The organism is Rhizobium esperanzae (assembly GCF_002204185.1).
Classification (GTDB): Bacteria; Pseudomonadota; Alphaproteobacteria; order Rhizobiales; family Rhizobiaceae; genus Rhizobium; species Rhizobium esperanzae.
This window is the reverse complement of the sequence record NZ_MXPU01000022.1, coordinates 18,106-36,073: the sequence shown is the minus strand read 5'-3', so window position 1 is coordinate 36,073 and position 17,968 is coordinate 18,106. Positions and strand designations below refer to the sequence as shown.

The window sequence follows — 17,968 nt, the reverse complement described above, 5'->3', positions numbered from 1 at the left end:
ACGCCTTGTCAGTTTAGGGTTCCACACCGCGAAGCGGTCAAAGACTGCATTTCGCAGGCATAGGCCGACTGGTCTTTCTGCATAAATACGACGAATTTGCTGCCGTTCGGAACGGCGGCCTTGATCTGATAGCCCTTGGACAAAAGCTCGCCCATGGACGCTTGCGCCGCCGGCGGCGTCACTTCCTTATGACCCAGCGGCGTGCCGAGGGTGTCGGCCTCCTGGGCCGAAACCCCGGATGCCGCAAGAAGAATTGCGACGGCCAGCGGCAGAAGCTGCATCAGCGGTCCACCTCGCCGAAGACGATATCAAGCGAGCCAAGGACGGCAGCGACGTCGGCAAGCTGGTGGCCGCGGCACATAAAGTCCATCGCCTGCAGATGGGCGTAACCCGGAGCGCGGATCTTGCAGCGATACGGCTTGTTCGAGCCGTCGGAGACGAGATAGACGCCGAACTCGCCCTTCGGCGCCTCGACGGCGGCATAAACCTCGCCGGCCGGCACGTGGTAGCCTTCGGTGTAGAGCTTGAAATGGTGGATCAGCGCTTCCATCGAGCGCTTCATCTCGCCGCGCTTCGGCGGCACCACCTTACCGTCGATCGACGAGAACGGACCGGTCTTGGCATCCGACAGCAGGCGATTGACGCACTGCTTCATGATGCGGACCGACTGGCGCATCTCGATCATGCGGATCAGGTAGCGGTCGTAATTGTCGCCGTTCTTGCCGATCGGGATGTCGAATTCAAGATCGGAATAACATTCGTAGGGTTGGGCGCGACGCAGGTCCCAGGCGGCGCCCGAACCGCGCACCATGACGCCGGAGAAACCCCAGGCCCAGCAATCTTCCAACGAGACGACGCCGATATCGACGTTGCGCTGCTTGAAGATGCGGTTGCCGGTGAGCAGGTCGTCGATATCATCGAGCGCCTTCAGGAACGGATCGCACCAGTCGCCGATGTCCTGCACGAGCTTTTCCGGCAGATCCTGGTGGACGCCGCCCGGGCGGAAATAAGCGGCATGCATGCGCGAACCGCTGGCGCGCTCATAGAACACCATCAGCTTTTCACGCTCTTCGAAGCCCCAGAGCGGCGGCGTCAGCGCGCCGACGTCCATCGCCTGCGTCGTGACGTTCAAGAGATGCGAGAGGATGCGACCGATCTCCGAATAGAGCACGCGGATCAGCTGCCCGCGGATCGGGATCTCGATGCCGAGCAGCTTTTCGACGGCCAGCGCATAGGCATGCTCCTGGTTCATCGGCGCGACATAATCGAGCCGATCGAAATAGGGCACCGCCTGCAGATAGGTCTTGGTCTCGATCAGCTTCTCGGTGCCGCGATGCAACAAGCCGATATGCGGATCGACTCGCTCCACAATTTCGCCGTCAAGCTCCAGGACAAGACGAAGAACGCCGTGCGCCGCCGGATGCTGCGGTCCGAAATTGATGTTGAAGTTGCGGACGTTATGTTCTGTCATTTGCAACGCGCTCCGCTATTGCAGGCATTAGCCAATAGGCAATAGGCAATGGTGTATTCTTCAGATCCTACTGCTTCGCCTTTTCGTCGCCCGGCAGCACATATTCCGTGCCTTCCCAGGGAGACATGAAGTCGAAATTGCGGAATTCCTGTTTCAATTCCACTGGCTCGTAGACGACGCGCTTTGCAGCGTCGTCGTAACGGACCTCGACGAAACCAGTGGTCGGGAAGTCTTTACGCAGCGGGTGGCCTTCGAAACCGTAGTCGGTCAGGATGCGACGCAGATCCGGGTGGCCGGTGAACAGGACGCCGTACATATCCCAGGTTTCGCGTTCGAACCAATCGGCGCCGGGATGAACCGCACAGGCCGATGGGACCGGCGTATCCTCGTCGGTTGCGACCTTGACACGGATGCGCAGGTTCCTCTTCGGCGACAGCAGATGATAGACGACGTCGAAACGCAGTTCGCGCTGCGGCCAGTCGACGCCGCAAATATCGATCAGATTGACGAATCCGCATTTGGCGTCGTCACGCAGGAAGGTCAGCAGCGCGATCAGGTTCTCACCCGTCGCCGTCAGCGTCAGCTCGCCATACTTCATCTGCGAAGCGGCGATCAGGTTGCCGCGCGTTTCGCCAAGATAGGAGGCAAGCTCAGTCAGGGCTTCACTCATATGCCTTGTCCTTAACCCTTAGCGTTCGATCGTGCCGGTGCGGCGGATCTTCTTCTGCAGCAGAAGCACGCCGTAAAGCAGTGCCTCCGCCGTGGGGGGACAGCCCGGCACGTAGATGTCGATCGGCACGACGCGGTCGCAACCGCGCACCACGGAATAGGAATAATGGTAATAGCCGCCGCCATTGGCGCAGGAGCCCATCGAGATGACATAACGCGGCTCGGGCATCTGGTCGTAAACCTTGCGCAGAGCCGGCGCCATCTTGTTGGTCAGTGTGCCGGCGACGATCATCACGTCGGACTGGCGCGGCGAAGCGCGCGGCGCGAAACCAAAGCGTTCGACGTCATAACGCGGCATGGAGAGCTGCATCATTTCGACGGCGCAGCAGGCAAGACCGAAGGTCATCCACATCAGGGAGCCGGTGCGAGCCCAGTTGATCAGTTCGTCCGTCGAGGTGACGAGGAAACCCTTGTCGGCGAGTTCGTTGTTGATCTCGCCAAAAAATGCGTCGTTGCTGCCGATCGGCTTGCCGGTCGAGGGATCGATGATCCCCTTCGGCTGCGGCGCGACGAGCGGCTGATTGCTCACAGGGGTCACTCCCATTCCAGGGCTCCCTTCTTCCATTCATAGATAAAGCCGATGGTCAGCACGAGGAGGAAGACCATCATCGACCAGAAGCCGAACCAGCCGATGGCGCCGAAGGAAACGGCCCAGGGGAAGAGGAAGGCGACCTCGAGGTCGAAGATGATGAAGAGGATCGACACGAGATAGAAACGGATGTCGAACTTCATGCGGGCGTCGTCGAAGGCGTTGAAGCCGCATTCGTAAGCCGAAAGCTTTTCCGAATCGGGCGCTTTGAAAGCCACGGCGAACGGCGCAATGAGCAGCGCCAGGCCGATAACGAGCGCGATGGCGATGAAGATAGCGATCGGAATATAGGAACTGAGCAGTTCAGTCATCATGTTCATCCTTGCTTGCCGGAGGCGCCAGGCGGCGCATTTGGGCAATTGCCCGACAAGCGAACGTGCGTTGCAACAAGCCGTGGTTAGCGCAGCCGACGCCGCGGCGCAAGACTTTTACAGAGGCAATTCGACGCGTCGGGCGCGGACATTATCAAGCAGATGCAACGATGTCGCGACAAATCCGCAGAAGTCGATTCAAGCTGCATGCCTGACCCTTGGAAACTGCATGGCTTTCGGAAGAGAATGGCGCGAGTGACGGGGCTCGAACCCGCGACCTCCGGCGTGACAGGCCGGCACTCTAACCGACTGAGCTACACCCGCGCATAGTGGATGAAAGAGCCGGACCGTGGCGTCTGAACGCCTGCTTTGAAATGGCGCGAGTGACGGGGCTCGAACCCGCGACCTCCGGCGTGACAGGCCGGCACTCTAACCGACTGAGCTACACCCGCACTTCATTTCAAGCAATCCGGATGCCTTCGCACCCTCACCAAAACGGCTGCCCGTTTCGATGAGCGGCTAACTACGGGGTTCGCCTTTTAGTGTCAAGCAGGTTTGGAGACAAAACCATGACAGTCGTTGAATTGTTTCGGCAAAGCCGCTGCAGGAAGAACGGAAAGCCGGCAATTCCAACCTCCGCAGCCGTAGCGAGGCACAATCGGAGCCGACAGTGCGGGCAAAATGGATAAGTCCGGCGCCTTCCCTCCCCTTTGTCCACAGGCCGACTGCGCGCAATCGGCAGCGCAGAGCAGCAGACGAACCGCCAAAAAAATCAAAAATTCTTCACAAACACTCTTGCGGTTTTGCCGCGATCCGCATAGATCACGGCCACCAACGCAGCAGGCCGATCCGGCTTCGCCAGCGATGGGCGATTAGCTCAGTTGGTAGAGCGCCTCGTTTACACCGAGGATGTCGGGAGTTCGAGTCTCTCATCGCCCACCATTTTTTCCAAAGTGCCAAACAGCTGGATAATGCCGAGGCTTCGCAGACAGACGCCCGCATTGATTCGTCAGCATATTTGCAATTCCAGTTGCACAGTCTATCCAGCCGAGGCGCCCCGCAGCTTTAGGTGCGCCGCTCCTTGAAAGCCAGTGCTCCACCAAAACGGACTATCCCCGGCCGGCACGCCACCTCCTATTGGGCGAATGGATGGGGGCGGGCAAAAGTGAGACTATTCGTCGCCCGGAAGTCTCCGCAGTTGAAGGCTTACGGCGCCGGGGGGTGCCATGAAAACTCTATGCTCCGCATTGACGCTGTGCATCGCGATCGCCCTTGGCGCGCCAAGCGCCTCATATGTCAGCCTGCCCGGATACGCGTTCAAAACGAATCCGGACTGCCAGCGCCACGTGCCGAAGACGAAGTTTGACAGAAGGTGCGACCAGCCGAGACTGGGTTTCAAGGACTTTACGCCCCCGCTTGTGACCGTGCTCGGGATCTGAAGATCCTGCTCGGCTCCTAGCAATCATCCCTTCGCCAGCTCTTGATCCACCGCCGAAACCAGCCGCGAATCGTCTGCCGTCACATCGGGCGCGAAGCGGGCGGCGATTTGGCCGTCGCGGCCGATCAGGAATTTTTCGAAATTCCAGAGGATGTCGTCCTCGTCGCCGACTGATATGCCGTGGGATTTCAGGCGTTCGCGCATCGGACCCTCGCCCGTCGTCTTCACGCCCGATTTGGTCAGCTGCCGGTAGAGCGGGTGCTGGGCCTCGCCCTTGACCGAAATCTTAGAAAAAATCGGGAAGGTGACGTCGTAGGTGGTGGTGCAGAAATCGAGGATCTCGGCGTCGGTGCCGGGTTCCTGGCCCTTGAAGTCGTTGGCGGGGAAAGCGGCGATAACGAAGCCGCGCTCGCGCTTTTCGCCATAGAGTCTTTCAAGCCCCTCATATTGCGGCGTGAGCCCGCATTTCGAGGCGACATTGACGATCAGAAGCACCCTGCCCTTGTATTCGTTCAGCGTGGTCTGTCGACCATCCACCGTCTTGACCGGAATATCCAGCACATTGCCCGTCATGGGAACCTCCAATTGGCAAGGATCGTTCGGGGGAGCTTAGCGATAGCGCCGCCATTGTCATCAAGGTGAAGGATCAACTCGGCGTCAGCATCCCCGGCGTCGCCGTTTGGCGACACCGGGGAAGCCCCTCAGGCGGGTGAGGTTTCCCTTACGTCGTCGAGCAGGAAATGGACCACGAGGTAATCGGTCCTATAGTGACGGCCGCTGTCGGAGACGGATTCGACGCTGCCGCCATCCTTTGGATGCCAGGGGTGGTAATGGGGATTAGTGGTGATGAGCGTGATGGCCTTGCCTGCTAACGGTCCCTCGCCCAACCGGAAACGCATCTCGGCGAGCGGCCAGATTCGCTCGTAATCTTCCATGGCGATTCGCGCCTTCAGCGCTTTCCGATGCAGCGGCTCGCCGGCGCCAGGCTCGGCGGACGATTCCAGCATCACTTCTTCGGCATCGGCAATGATGGCATTGAACTCTTCGGGCCACATCCGTCTCATGAAGTCGCTCCTCCCAGGGCTCTTTCGTCATTTACAGGCGAAACTTAACCTTTTGTCCGGAAGAAGCAAATTCTTGTCATGCCGTTGTCATCCGCGTCGGCTGCTCCTACCTTCGCCTCGAACCGCATCAGGGCCGTCAGCCGCCCCAATCCCGAGATCAGAGATGAAGACACGTGAAGAAAGGCAGACGTTGCGGGCGAGCATGCCGCGCACTCCGCTCAGCGCCCATCATATGGAAAACGCCAGGCTGCTGCCGGATCGCGGCGAACTGCTCTACCGGATTCCGAACGGCGGCATCGGCGTCGAGGTGGGAGCAGCCTTCGGCGAATATACGGCGGAGATCCTGGAAAAAAATCGCCCGGCGCAGCTTTATCTCATCGATCCCTGGTCGATGGATCGCTACAGCTCCGGGCTCGACGCGATTCACACGAATTTCGCGGCCGAGATCGAGGCCGGCCGGCTGCACCTGATGCAAGGCACATCGCTCGACAAACTCGCCGAATTCGCGGACGACTTCCTCGACTGGGCCTATATCGACACCGACCATTCCTTCGAGCTCACCTGGCAGGAGCTCCTGCTCTGCGAGAAGAAGGTCAAACGGACAGGACGCATTGCCGGCCATGATTTCTGCACCGGCAACACGGTCAAACCGATCGTCTACGGTGTCGTCGAGGCGGTTACCAAATTCTGCAAGGATTATGGCTGGCAATTCGAATTCTTGACGGTCGAATCACACGCGCATTTTTCCTATTGCCTGAAGCGCCTCTGATCAGCTCACGCTTTGCCGGGATATTGATCGTCGCTGACCTTTTCCATCCAGTCGACATGGCTGCCGTCCAATGCCTCGTGGATGGCGATGTGCGTCATTGCCGTGTCCGGGCCGGCGCCGTGCCAGTGTTTTTCGCCCGGCGCAAACCAGACGGTGTCGCCGGCGCGGATCTCGCGGATATCCCCGCCCCAGCTCTGGGCGAGGCCCTTGCCTGAGATGACGATCAGCGTCTGGCCGAGCGGATGCGTGTGCCAGGCCGTGCGGGCACCCGGTTCGAAGGTGACGGAGGTTGCCCTCACCCGGGCCGGCGCCGGCGGCTCGATCAGCGGATCCTGGCGAACGGCGCCGGTAAAGTAGTCGGCCGGCGGTTTCGTCGAAGGGCGAGAGCCGGCGGGTTTGATCTCCATGATCGTTCCTTTCCATCCATTGCGGTTGAAGCCTTGTCTGCGGACGATATTTGATCGAGGCGACCGATCAAGACCGGATCGGCAATTGCCGCCCAGTTGTCCGCCTGATAGGCCAGTGTCTTTCATAACCGGGGAGATGTTCATGAAACACCATGCTTTTGGCCGCATGCCCTTCACCGTCACCAATGTCGGCTTCGGCGCCTGGCAGATCGGCGGCTCCTGGGGCGACATCAGCGAGGCGGATGGGCGCGCGGCGCTGAATGCCGCGCTCGATGCCGGTATGACGTTCATCGACACGGCGGATGTCTACGGCGACGGACGCTCGGAAAAGATCATTGCCGATGTCTTGAAGACGCGCGGCGGCGAGCGCCCGATGGTCGCGACCAAGGCCGGCCGCCGCCTCAACCCGCATGTCGCGGAAGGTTATAGCAAGGCCAATCTAGAAGGCTTCATCGACCGCAGCATGGAGAATCTTGCGGTCGACAGTCTCGACCTCGTGCAGCTGCACTGCCCGCCGCGCGAGGTGCTTTACCAGCCTGAGATCTTCGAGAGCCTGGATACGCTGCAGAAAGCCGGCAAGATCAAGGGCTATGGCGTCAGCGTCGAAAAGATCGAGGACGGGCTGAAGGCGATCGAATATCCCGGCGTCGTCAGCATCCAGATCATCTACAACATCTTCCGCCAACGCCCCGACCATCTGTTCTTCGCCGAGGCGCGCCGCAGGAACGTGGCGATCATCGCCCGCGTGCCGCTCGCAAGCGGCCTTCTCTCCGGCAAGATCAGCCGCGAGACGCAGTTTGCCAGCGACGACCACCGCAATTTCAACCGCCACGGCGAAGCTTTCGATGTCGGCGAGACCTTTGCGGGTGTACCCTTCGAGGTCGGGCTGCAGGCGGTCGAGGAAGTGCGCAAGCTAGTGCCGGCCGGCGCCACCATGGCCGCCTTTGCGCTGCGCTGGATTCTGATGAGCGATGCGGTCACCGTTGTCATCCCCGGCGCCCGCAATGCCGAACAGGCGAGAGCCAACGCGGCTGCAGCCGACCTTGCGCCGCTTTCAGCGGATGTCATGGCGGCAACGCGCGAGATCTACGAGCGGCTGATCGCGCCGCATGTGCATCAGCGCTGGTAGCGCTGGAGGTTCTTCGTAAGGACTACGGCGAGACGAGAACAGCCCCTCATCCGGCTACCGCCACCGACCGGGGTCGAGCCACTCGTCTCGACCCGTCCTCGGACCCCCGCTCGCGGGGCGATAGGGACCAAGCCGCAATCTCCCCGTCCCCCGCTTGCCTCTCGCAGGGCGCGTTCCTCTCCCCGTTTTTACGCATGACGGAGACATGACGACCGGCAGGCTTTCAGAGAGTCGGCGTCAGACCGCCTGTTTTTCCCGACGCATCTCATTCCTCATGATGAAGAGCGACGCGGAAAGAATGAGTGCAGCGCCGAACCACAGATAGCCGGCGGGCGCATAGCCGAAGAACAGCCAGCCGGCGAGAACGTTCAGCGGCAGCTTCAGGTCATCGAAGGGCTGGACATAGGCTGCGTCGGCGCTGGCATAGGCTAGGGTCAGCAGATATTGGGCCACGACCGTAAGGAGGCCAGCCAGAAGGAAGAGCGCGAGTGTCGTGCCTGTCGGCACCGCGAAACCCGCGGCAAACGCCAGACCGCCGTTGATCGGCGTCAGCAGCACCAACAGCCAGACGGTGATGGTCTCCGGCCTCTCGATACCGGTCAGGCTCTTCGTGATAAGCGATGAGGAACCCCAGAGCAGCGCCGAGAGCACCGGCAGGAGCGCTGCCCAGGTGAAGCTGTCCGACCATGGCTGGAGGATGATCATCGCGCCGGCAAAGCCGACACCGGTCGCTGCCCAGCGGGCCGGGCCGACGCACTCACCGAGGAACAGGCGGGCACCGAGAATGATGAAGAAGGGTGAGGTCATGACCAGCGCGATCGCCTGCCAGATCGGCACAAGACCGGAAACCCAGGCCTCGACACCCAGCGCGGCAAAGACGACGCGCACGACGTGGCGCCAGGGATAGTCCGTCCGCATAGCAGCAAGGCCGGATTTGCGCAGGAAGGGCAAGGAGAAGAGGAAGGCGAAGGCATATTGCCAGAAGGCTGCGGAGGCTGGCGGAAAGGCAAGCTTCATGGTCAGCCATTGGGTGACGACGTTGAGCAGCGAGAAGGCGACGCCTCCAAGCACCATGAAAACGGCGCCGGCAATGGCGCGAGATTGCGAGACTGCAAGGGAATTCTGATTCATGTCTTCCATCCAAAACAGGGACCAACATAAATCAGGACGCATGAGGCGACGGCGCGCAGACGCCGGCAGTCCCCTGCCCGCTCGCGGCCATGCTCATTCTCTTTCATCCGGACTATACCGTCGGCTCCGGAATCGCACCGGATCTGCTGACCCCTCTCCGGCCGAAGCTTGAGAAGGCGCTCGCGGGCTCGGGCCGCAGCCCTTACCGCCGGTGGGGACTTTCACCCCGCCCTGAGAACAGCATCGTTCGTAAAACAAAGCGCAGCATGCAGCAAGGGCAAAACAAAAAGGGGTCCGGCAGTGCCGAACCCCTCGAAATCCTGCTCAGCCGTTCTCGTTTACGGCCGGCGGACGATCAAATCAGCCGTTGACGGCGTCCTTCAGGCCCTTGCCGGGCGTGAACTTCGGCACGTTGCGAGCCGGGATATCGACTTCAGCGCCGGTCGACGGGTTACGGCCCTTCGTTGCAGCGCGATGAGAAACGGTGAAGCTGCCGAAACCAGCGAGGCGGATGTCGCCCTTGTTCTTGAGTTCGGCCTGGACAACGTCGAAAACCGCGTCAACAGCGGAAGCCGCGTCAGACTTCGTCAGTCCTGCCTTTTCGGCGACTGCGGACACGAGTTCATTCTTGTTCATGTTTCCACCCCTTTCTAAATGGTATGAAACGACTCAAATCTAAGCTAGGCGCAGAATAGGTTTCATCAGGCCCGCCGGGAACCCAAAAGCCCTGCAAATCAAGGAAAAGCAAGCGTCTCCATGACGTTTTCACAAAAAAGGCTGGCGTTTCCGCCAGCCTTTTCGCGTCTTTTGCGCCAATAGGGCATAAATGTGGCAAACGCCACTCAATGCGCTATGGTTGCGCCCGTATCATCAAGGCCTTCGACCGACGTGATGACAGGCGTTTCCACCGTGCCATCCCACTCGATCGGCTCCGGCCGCCGGATCAGCGCGTGCTTGATCACCTCGCCCATCCGGGAGACCGGGATGATCTCCATGCTGTTCTTCACATTGTCCGGAATCTCCGCCAGATCCTTGGCGTTCTCCTCCGGAATCAGCACCTTCTTGATGCCACCGCGAAGCGCTGCGAGCAGCTTTTCCTTGAGACCGCCAATCGGCAGCACACGGCCGCGAAGGGTGATTTCACCGGTCATGGCCACATGCTTGTTGACCGGGATGCCGGTCATGATCGAGACGATGGCGGTTGCCATGGCGACACCGGCCGACGGACCATCCTTCGGCGTCGCACCTTCCGGCACGTGCACGTGAATGTCGTTCTTTTCGAACATCGGCGGTTCGATGCCGAAATCGACGGCGCGCGAGCGGACATAGGAGGCCGCTGCCGAGATCGATTCCTTCATGACGTCCTTCAGATTGCCGGTGACCGTCATGCGGCCCTTGCCCGGCATCATCACGCCTTCGATGGTCAGCAGCTCGCCGCCGACTTCCGTCCAGGCAAGACCGGTGACGACGCCGACCTGATCCTCGCCCTCGGCTTCGCCGTGGCGGAAGCGCGGGACGCCTAGGTAATCGGCGATGTTGGCGGCCGTCACGTGAACGGACTTCGTCTTGCCCTTGATGATCTCCGTGACCGCCTTGCGGGCGAGCTTCATCAGTTCGCGTTCGAAGCTGCGGACACCGGCTTCGCGGGTATACTGCTGGCTGATCGCCATCAGGGCGTCGTCGCTGACCGAGAATTCTTCCGGCTGCAACGCATGTTCCTTGATAGCCTTCGGCAGCAGGTGCCGCTTGGCGATCTCGCGCTTCTCGTCCTCGGTGTAACCGGCGATACGGATGATCTCCATGCGGTCCATCAGCGGTGCAGGGATGTTCAGCGTATTCGCCGTCGTGATGAACATCACGTCCGACAGGTCGTATTCGACTTCCAGATAGTGGTCCATGAAGGTCGAGTTCTGCGCCGGGTCGAGCACTTCGAGCAGGGCGGAGGACGGGTCGCCGCGGAAATCCATGCCCATCTTGTCGATTTCGTCGAGCAGGAAGAGCGGGTTGGACTTCTTCGCCTTCTTCATCGACTGGATGACCTTGCCGGGCATCGAGCCGATATAGGTGCGGCGATGACCGCGGATTTCGGCTTCGTCGCGAACGCCGCCGAGCGCCATGCGGACATACTCGCGGCCGGTCGCCTTGGCGATCGACTGGGCGAGCGAGGTCTTGCCGACGCCCGGAGGGCCGACGAGGCAGAGGATCGGGCCCTTGATCTTGGTGGCGCGGGCCTGCACGGCGAGATATTCGACGATACGCTCCTTGACCTTGTCGAGACCGAAGTGATCGGCTTCGAGGATCTTCTCGGCATTGTTGAGGTCGGCCTTAATCTTCGACTTCTTGCCCCACGGGATGCCGAGCAGCCAGTCCAGATAATTGCGCACGACGGTGGCTTCTGCCGACATCGGGCTCATCTGGCGCAGCTTCTTCAGCTCCGCCTCGGCCTTTTCACGGGCTTCCTTGGACAACTTGGTCTTGGAGATCCGCTCTTCCAGTTCGCTCATCTCGTCGCGGCCTTCCTCGCCGTCGCCGAGCTCCTTCTGGATCGCCTTCATCTGCTCATTGAGGTAGTATTCGCGCTGGGTCTTCTCCATCTGGCGCTTGACGCGCGAGCGGATGCGCTTTTCGACCTGCAGGACCGAAATCTCGCCTTCCATGAAGCCAAGAGCCTTTTCGAGGCGAGCCTTGACACTGGTGGTCTCCAGCATCTCCTGCTTCTCGGTGATCTTGATCGACAGATGCGAGGCGACCGTATCGGCGAGCTTGGAGTAGTCGTCGATCTGGCTGGCGGCACCGACCACTTCGGGCGAAATCTTCTTGTTGAGCTTCACATAACTTTCGAATTCGGAAACGACCGAGCGCGACAAGGCTTCCAGTTCGACAGGATCGTCATGCGGCTCTTCGAGCACATGGCCGAGCGCCTCATAGAAATCCTCGCGGCTGGTATAGGTGTCGATCTCGGCACGGGCGCGGCCTTCGACCAGAACCTTGACGGTGCCATCAGGCAGCTTCAGCAGCTGCAGCACATTTGCCACGGTGCCGACATTATGGATCGCCGAAGGGTCCGGATCATCGTCGCTGGCGTTGATCTGCGTCACCAGCATGATCTGCTTGTCCGAGCCCATGACCTCTTCAAGCGCACGGATTGACTTTTCCCGTCCGACAAACAGCGGCACGATCATGTGCGGGAAAACCACGATGTCACGCAAAGGCAGAACAGGGTAGGCAGTGCTGCTCGCTACAGACGTTTTCTTCGTCATTTTATGTCCTTTCCATCGTCCCGTTACCGGGCTCTCTGCACGGCCGCTTGGGATCGGCCGGCACTCTCACTTGGCCTACAAGTGGAGGTTCTGACTACGCTTTTCAAGCCACGCCTAACGCCCGCGTTCCCCGGATATGACAGCTTTGTTACAACGGAACACCAGCACTATGAAACGCGTGGCTGGACCGGCGCTTACCACTTCCGACCCGGCTAAATACAACACCAGCAATACACTCACGGAATCACTGCATCATTGCCAAGCACCGCCCCTTGCGCAACATCGGCAAGGGCAAGCTCCAGTTCCCACCGCCAAAATACTAACAGCGCCTCACATGGTTTTTCAAATAGAAAGGGGCTCGCCTATGGCAAGCCCCTCAAAATAATGGTGCGAAAGCCACAAGATTACGCGGAAGCGTTGGCTTTTTCTTCCTGACGATCGGCATAGATGTAAAGCGGACGAGCCGAGCCGCGCACCACTTCCTCCGAGATGACGACCTCGCGCACGCCTTCCAGCGTCGGCAGCTCGAACATCGTGTCGAGCAGGATCTTTTCCATGATCGAACGAAGGCCGCGGGCGCCGGTCTTGCGGACGATCGCCTTGCGGGCGATTTCGCGCAGCGCATCCTCGTGGAAGGTCAGTTCCACATCCTCCATCTCGAACAGCCGCTGATACTGCTTGATCAGCGCGTTCTTCGGTTCGGACAGGATCTGGATCAGCGCGTCCTCATCGAGGTCCTCGAGCGTCGCCAAAACCGGCAGACGGCCGATGAATTCGGGGATGAGGCCGAACTTGACCAGATCTTCCGGCTCCAGTTCGCGCAGGACTTCGCCGACACGGCGGTCGTCCTGGGCCTTGACGGTCGCGCCAAAACCGATCGAGGTCTTCTCGCCGCGGGCGGAGATGATCTTGTCGAGACCGGCGAAGGCGCCGCCGCAGATGAACAGGATGTTCGTCGTGTCGACCTGCAGGAATTCCTGCTGCGGGTGCTTGCGGCCCCCCTGCGGCGGGACGGAAGCAACCGTGCCTTCCATGATCTTCAGAAGCGCCTGCTGTACGCCCTCGCCCGAGACGTCGCGGGTGATCGACGGATTGTCGGACTTGCGCGAAATCTTGTCGACTTCGTCGATGTAGACGATGCCGCGCTGGGCGCGCTCGACATTGTAGTCAGCTGCCTGCAGGAGCTTGAGGATGATGTTTTCGACGTCCTCACCGACATAACCGGCTTCCGTCAGCGTCGTCGCATCGGCCATGGTGAAGGGAACGTCGATGATGCGGGCGAGCGTCTGAGCAAGATAGGTTTTGCCGCAGCCTGTGGGGCCGACGAGCATGATGTTCGACTTCGCCAACTCGACTTCGCCGTTCTTGGAGGCGTGCGCCAGGCGCTTGTAATGGTTGTGAACGGCGACCGACAGGATCTTCTTCGCCTGGCGCTGACCGATGACATATTCGTCGAGGACCTTGATGATGTCCTGGGGCGTCGGAACGCCGTCGCGGGACTTGACCATCGAGGACTTGTTTTCCTCGCGGATGATGTCCATGCACAATTCGACGCATTCATCGCAGATGAAGACGGTCGGCCCGGCAATCAGTTTCCGGACTTCGTGCTGGCTCTTTCCGCAGAACGAACAATAGAGGGTGTTCTTGGAGTCGCCGCCGTTGCTGCCGCTGACCTTGCTCATATCACTTTCCTTCCAGCACGCCGCATTTCAAGGCGAAATCGCGGTCCACTCTATCAGCTCCTGGCGGCACTCCGTTTCCGGAGCCTTTGCCGAGAAGGGCTTCAGGGGCTACGAACCGGTCCCAATCAACCATGTCCAGGTTCCGGCGGCAACGAATTCCCCTTCGAACGCCGAATGCTATGTCATAAAAATTCAACATAGCATTAATAGTTACTATTAGCGTCTTCGTCGCCAGTTGAAAGCCTTGTTCGATCACAAATGAGATAGAACTGTGGCGAGGAAAACACCATCCCAATTAATTACTAGGCCTGCTCGCCTTCCATCTCGAGGCGTGACGTCAGAACCTTGTCGATCACACCCCAGCCCTGGGCCTCGTCCGCATCCATAAAATGGTCACGATCGAGCGTCTTTTCAACTTCCTCGTAGCTGCGGCCGGTGTGCTTGACGTAGACCTCGTTCAGCCGGCGCTTCATCTTGAGGATGTCGCGGGCGTGGCGCTCGATGTCTGAGGCCTGGCCCTGAAAGCCGCCCGAGGGCTGGTGCACCATGATGCGGGAATTCGGCGTGGCGAAGCGCATGTCCTTATGGCCGGCCGCCAGCAGCAGCGAGCCCATGGACGCGGCCTGGCCGATGCAGAGCGTCGACACCGCTGGTTTGATGAACTGCATCGTGTCGTAGATCGCCATGCCGGCAGTGACCACGCCACCGGGCGAATTGATGTAGAGAGCGATTTCTTTTTTCGGGTTTTCTGCCTCGAGGAAGAGAAGCTGGGCGCAGACGAGCGTCGCCATGTGATCCTCGACGGCGCCGGTCAGGAAGATGATGCGTTCCTTCAACAGGCGGGAATAGATGTCGTAGGAGCGTTCACCGCGGTTGGTCTGTTCCACGACCATCGGCACGAGGGCCATTGCGGTATCAACTGGGTTTCTCATGTGCGTCCTTTGTCAACGTCATGCCGGCCGACGCCGGGAATCAAAGAAAATGTCTTATCCCTACATAGAGTGTCCCTGCCCTCCTCTTCAAGACACGCATGAGGATAACGTTAAGAAGGCGGGTCGGGCGGCCGTTCGCAGCCTCTTTCTCGCAAACGCCTGCTGACCGCGAGCCCTCGACACCATCTCCCCCGGCTTTTCTCCGTGACAGGATGAAGGAAAGCTTACTCCATTCGGCTCTGCTCACACACGTTTACCCGACGGAAAGCCTATCGCCAGATACCGGCCGAAAATCATGCCGCAGTGCAACGACATTAAGGAACTGGCGACCTTCCTCCGCAAGGATGCGGGCCAACAGACAAGGTCGACGGGCAAGGGGTTGCTGCCGTGTTCAATATCGCTACAGGTCTCGCCATCTGGTGTTCGGAGGCCATGACGCTCGCTTTGGTGCTTTTCGTCGCATGGCGCCACAATGTCAGGAATGAAGCCTATCTCTATTGGGGCCTCGGCTTCTTTCTGACCGCCATCGGCTTTGCGATGATCGCTCTGCGCAGCGAAATTCCCAGCCTGCTCTCCATCGAGGTGGGCAATGCCATCGCGCTGCTCGGCCAGAGCGCCTGGGTAGCGGGTTTTCTCGCACTCGACCGCAAGAAGATCGAATGGTGGGCTCTGCTGCCGCCGGCAATCTGGCTGGCCGGGATCTTTCTGCCCTGGGTCAACACCGATTATTCCAACCGAGTCGTGCTCTATAATCTCGCTTCGGCGACGGGTGCCACGGCATTGGCCATGGCGGTCGCCGCCGGCGACATGCGTCGCGAGCGCACCCGCATCAAGCTGATGGGCGTGTTCGTCATCCAGGGCGGCCTGTGTTTCGCCTCGGCGCTGACGATGGCGGTGACGCTGCCAAGCGATATCGAGGCAACCAATCTCGGCGGCGTCTCGGCAATGGCAAGCGCCTTCCTGCTCACCATCGCCTTCGCGCTCACCTGCCGACTGGTGATGGAGCGCTCCGAACGGCATCTGCGCGCAATGACGCTGACCGATTCCCTGACCGGCGTGCTCAACCGCCGTGGTCTGCTCGGCTATTTCGAGTCGATCCAGGAGAGAGCCCATGGCGAGCAGCGGCAGGTCGCGGTGATCCTTTTCGACCTCGACCATTTCAAGCGCGTCAACGATCGCTTCGGCCATCAGTCCGGCGACGCCGTGCTCACCGCTTTCGCGCGCATGGCCCGGCAATATGTTCCAAACAACATCTTCGGCCGCATGGGCGGCGAAGAATTCGCCGCCATCGCGGCCGTTGCCGACCAGACGGAAGCCGAGGCGATCGCCGAAGCGATCCGCACCGAATTCTGCCGCCTTCCTGTCAGCACCGGCGAAGCGATCGTTCCGGTCACGGTCAGCATCGGCATTGCACTCGCCTCCTCGATTGAAGCCAATATCGACAAGCTGATCTCGGCCGCCGACCGGGCACTCTATGCGGCCAAGGCCGCCGGCCGCAATTGCACGGTCACCTTCGGCGAAGAGGAAGCGGCGGCCCCGGCGCCGGCCACGCCGAGCACCACCGCCGGCGAGCTCGTGCCGACAGTGGATGACCAGATCGAAGCCTTGCGGCGCATGCGTACGCTGTCGCGCGCCGGCTAGCATAAGCTTCGAAAATCGGAATCGATCCCAGGAGTTACGGGCAAATTCTAACGCGATGAAGCCCGATCGGACGCCGGCCGCTTGGACGTGCGTTCCGGGACATCTCCTGCCCTCACATCTTTTCGAAGGCCGGCAAATCCGCTAAGCCTCGGGCATGACCATACCGCCCCTTCTCTCGATCGACCGCGCCAGCCGCCATGTCTCGCTGGACGCCCGCAATCCTGATTTCTACGGCAATCCGAACGCCGTCTATGCCGCACTTCACGCCCATTGCCCGACCTTCTATTGGACGGAGCAGAAGCAGTGGTTCTTCACCGCCTACGACCATGTGAACGGACTGCTGCGCGACCGCCGCTTCGGCCGGCAGATCCTGCATATCGCCAGCCGCGAGGAGCTCGGACTTGCCGAACCGATGGCGCATCTTGAAAGTTTCGATCGCTCGGAACGTTATTCTCTGCTCGAGCTCGAACCGCCGGAGCACACGCGGCTGCGCACGCTCGTCAACCGCGCCTTCGTCTCCCGCCATGTCGAGAAGATGAAGCCGGAGCTTGTCGAGCTTGCCAACCGGCTGATCGACGGCTTCGCGGAGAAGGGCGAGGTCGAGCTGCTCTCGGCCTTTGCTGACATCATCCCGGTAACGATGATCGCCCGCATGATCGGCATCCCCGAGCAGATGGGGCCGCAACTGCTCGCCTGGTCACATGCCTATGTGCGCATGTACATGTTCGGCCGCACGCGCCGGCAAGAAGAAGAGGCCGAACGGGCGGCCAGAGAATTTTCCGACTATGTCAGGGGGGTAATCGCGGAACGGCGGGCCGAGCCGCGCGATGACCTGCTGACCCACATGATCCACACTGAGCACAAGGGTCAGTACCTCACCGAGGAGGAGCTCATTTCAACGACGATCGTGCTGCTCAATGCCGGACACGAGGCAACCGTGCACCAGATCGGCAACTCCGTGCACACCATCCTCGACAGCGGCTGCGATCCGGCAGAACTCTTCAGGGACGAAGCGGCTACGGAGCGCACCGTCGAGGAAACCCTGCGCATCTGCGCGCCCGTCCACATCTTCCAGCGCTGGGCGCTCGAGCCCGCAGAGATCGACGGCGTCTCCTTCAAGCGCGGCGACAAGGTAAGCCTCATTCTCGCTGCCGCTAATCTCGACCCGGCGAAATTCACCGATCCCCTTGCCTTCCGGCCCGACCGCAACGAGGCGCCAAACCTCTCCTTCGGCGCCGGCATCCATTTCTGCATCGGCGCACCGCTGGCGCGGCTGGAGCTCAACGTCGTGCTTCCGATCCTGTTCGAGCGGCTCGCCGGCCTGAGGCTGGCGAAGACGCCCGTGGTCAAGGACGTCTACCATTTCCACGGGCTGGAGCGGCTGGATTTGCAATGGTGATCCCGAGGCTTTACCC

General features: G+C 60.5%; 18 protein-coding genes, 3 tRNA genes and 1 riboswitch. Of the genes, 6 read left to right on the top strand and 15 right to left on the bottom strand.

Annotated features, from left to right (window positions below):
* Positions 1-8 precede the first annotated feature (8 nt).
* From B5E41_RS26110 to B5E41_RS26080, 7 genes are all read right to left on the bottom strand, one after another.
* On the bottom strand, positions 9-281 hold the full coding sequence (locus B5E41_RS26110) for a hypothetical protein (RefSeq protein WP_011424926.1): 273 nt from the start codon (positions 279-281) through the stop codon (positions 9-11).
* The gene (locus tag B5E41_RS26105) at positions 281-1,471 is read right to left on the bottom strand and encodes an NADH-quinone oxidoreductase subunit D (protein WP_064801819.1); all 1,191 of its coding nucleotides are present in this window, start codon (positions 1,469-1,471) and stop codon (positions 281-283) included. Before B5E41_RS26105 ends, B5E41_RS26110 begins: the two co-directional genes overlap by 1 nt.
* 67 nt (positions 1,472-1,538) lie before the next feature.
* Positions 1,539-2,141, bottom strand: coding sequence for an NADH-quinone oxidoreductase subunit C (locus B5E41_RS26100; RefSeq protein WP_085859162.1), 603 nt, complete (start codon positions 2,139-2,141; stop codon positions 1,539-1,541).
* An 18-nt stretch (positions 2,142-2,159) separates the two neighbouring features.
* Positions 2,160-2,744, bottom strand: coding sequence for a NuoB/complex I 20 kDa subunit family protein (locus B5E41_RS26095; RefSeq protein WP_064801815.1), 585 nt, complete (start codon positions 2,742-2,744; stop codon positions 2,160-2,162).
* On the bottom strand, positions 2,735-3,100 hold the full coding sequence (locus B5E41_RS26090; RefSeq protein ID WP_010055493.1) for an NADH-quinone oxidoreductase subunit A: 366 nt from the start codon (positions 3,098-3,100) through the stop codon (positions 2,735-2,737). Before B5E41_RS26090 ends, B5E41_RS26095 begins: the two co-directional genes overlap by 10 nt.
* 247 nt (positions 3,101-3,347) lie before the next feature.
* Positions 3,348-3,424 (bottom strand) — tRNA-Asp (locus tag B5E41_RS26085).
* A 51-nt stretch (positions 3,425-3,475) separates the two neighbouring features.
* Positions 3,476-3,552 (bottom strand) — tRNA-Asp (locus B5E41_RS26080).
* Between the two features lie 414 nt (positions 3,553-3,966).
* Between B5E41_RS26080 and B5E41_RS26075 the strand changes: the two genes are divergently transcribed.
* Together B5E41_RS26075 and B5E41_RS32700 are read left to right on the top strand one after the other, a co-directional pair.
* Positions 3,967-4,042: transfer RNA gene (locus B5E41_RS26075), tRNA-Val, on the top strand.
* Positions 4,043-4,326: 284 nt separating this feature from the next.
* Positions 4,327-4,539: a hypothetical protein gene (locus B5E41_RS32700; RefSeq protein WP_088396661.1), complete on the top strand. Its 213-nt coding sequence runs from the start codon at positions 4,327-4,329 to the stop codon at positions 4,537-4,539.
* 23 nt (positions 4,540-4,562) lie between these two features.
* Here the strand turns inward: B5E41_RS32700 and B5E41_RS26065 are convergent, their stop codons facing one another.
* Both B5E41_RS26065 and B5E41_RS26060 read right to left on the bottom strand, forming a co-directional pair.
* Entirely contained in the window at positions 4,563-5,111 is a 549-nt protein-coding gene (locus B5E41_RS26065) for a glutathione peroxidase (RefSeq protein ID WP_088396660.1), read from the bottom strand.
* 128 nt (positions 5,112-5,239) lie between these two features.
* Positions 5,240-5,602: a hypothetical protein gene (locus B5E41_RS26060; RefSeq protein WP_088396659.1), complete on the bottom strand. Its 363-nt coding sequence runs from the start codon at positions 5,600-5,602 to the stop codon at positions 5,240-5,242.
* A 163-nt stretch (positions 5,603-5,765) separates the two neighbouring features.
* Here B5E41_RS26060 and B5E41_RS26055 point away from each other — a divergent pair, with 163 nt between their 5' ends.
* Entirely contained in the window at positions 5,766-6,371 is a 606-nt protein-coding gene (locus B5E41_RS26055) for a class I SAM-dependent methyltransferase (RefSeq protein WP_088396658.1), read from the top strand.
* Positions 6,372-6,376: 5 nt separating this feature from the next.
* On the opposite strand, the gene B5E41_RS26050 is transcribed toward B5E41_RS26055, so the two are convergent.
* Entirely contained in the window at positions 6,377-6,778 is a 402-nt protein-coding gene (locus tag B5E41_RS26050) for a (R)-mandelonitrile lyase (RefSeq protein WP_088396657.1), read from the bottom strand.
* Positions 6,779-6,920: 142 nt separating this feature from the next.
* Between B5E41_RS26050 and B5E41_RS26045 the strand changes: the two genes are divergently transcribed.
* Complete coding sequence (locus B5E41_RS26045; RefSeq protein WP_088396656.1) at positions 6,921-7,907, top strand: aldo/keto reductase; 987 nt, start codon at positions 6,921-6,923, stop codon at positions 7,905-7,907.
* 237 nt (positions 7,908-8,144) lie between these two features.
* Here the strand turns inward: B5E41_RS26045 and B5E41_RS26040 are convergent, their stop codons facing one another.
* The 5 genes from B5E41_RS26040 to clpP all read right to left on the bottom strand — a co-directional run bounded on the left by B5E41_RS26040 (position 8,145) and on the right by clpP (position 14,912).
* Positions 8,145-9,047 (bottom strand): DMT family transporter, encoded by a 903-nt coding sequence (locus tag B5E41_RS26040; protein ID WP_425350146.1) that lies wholly within the window; start codon positions 9,045-9,047, stop codon positions 8,145-8,147.
* Between the two features lie 82 nt (positions 9,048-9,129).
* A riboswitch (FMN riboswitch) is annotated at positions 9,130-9,281 on the bottom strand.
* Positions 9,282-9,398: 117 nt separating this feature from the next.
* Positions 9,399-9,674, bottom strand: coding sequence for a DNA-binding protein HupB (gene hupB, locus B5E41_RS26035; protein WP_003558438.1), 276 nt, complete (start codon positions 9,672-9,674; stop codon positions 9,399-9,401).
* A gap of 206 nt (positions 9,675-9,880) precedes the next feature.
* Positions 9,881-12,298, bottom strand: coding sequence for an endopeptidase La (gene lon / locus B5E41_RS26030; RefSeq protein ID WP_088396654.1), 2,418 nt, complete (start codon positions 12,296-12,298; stop codon positions 9,881-9,883).
* A 404-nt stretch (positions 12,299-12,702) separates the two neighbouring features.
* Positions 12,703-13,980: an ATP-dependent Clp protease ATP-binding subunit ClpX gene (clpX, locus tag B5E41_RS26025; protein WP_004680013.1), complete on the bottom strand. Its 1,278-nt coding sequence runs from the start codon at positions 13,978-13,980 to the stop codon at positions 12,703-12,705.
* 302 nt (positions 13,981-14,282) lie between these two features.
* Positions 14,283-14,912, bottom strand: coding sequence for an ATP-dependent Clp endopeptidase proteolytic subunit ClpP (gene clpP / locus B5E41_RS26020; protein WP_038688182.1), 630 nt, complete (start codon positions 14,910-14,912; stop codon positions 14,283-14,285).
* 387 nt (positions 14,913-15,299) lie between these two features.
* On the opposite strand from clpP, the gene B5E41_RS26015 reads away from it, so the two are divergent.
* Positions 15,300-16,553, top strand: coding sequence for a GGDEF domain-containing protein (locus B5E41_RS26015; protein WP_088396653.1), 1,254 nt, complete (start codon positions 15,300-15,302; stop codon positions 16,551-16,553).
* Between the two features lie 154 nt (positions 16,554-16,707).
* Positions 16,708-17,952, top strand: coding sequence for a cytochrome P450 (locus B5E41_RS26010; RefSeq protein WP_088396652.1), 1,245 nt, complete (start codon positions 16,708-16,710; stop codon positions 17,950-17,952).
* Positions 17,953-17,968 lie beyond the last annotated feature (16 nt).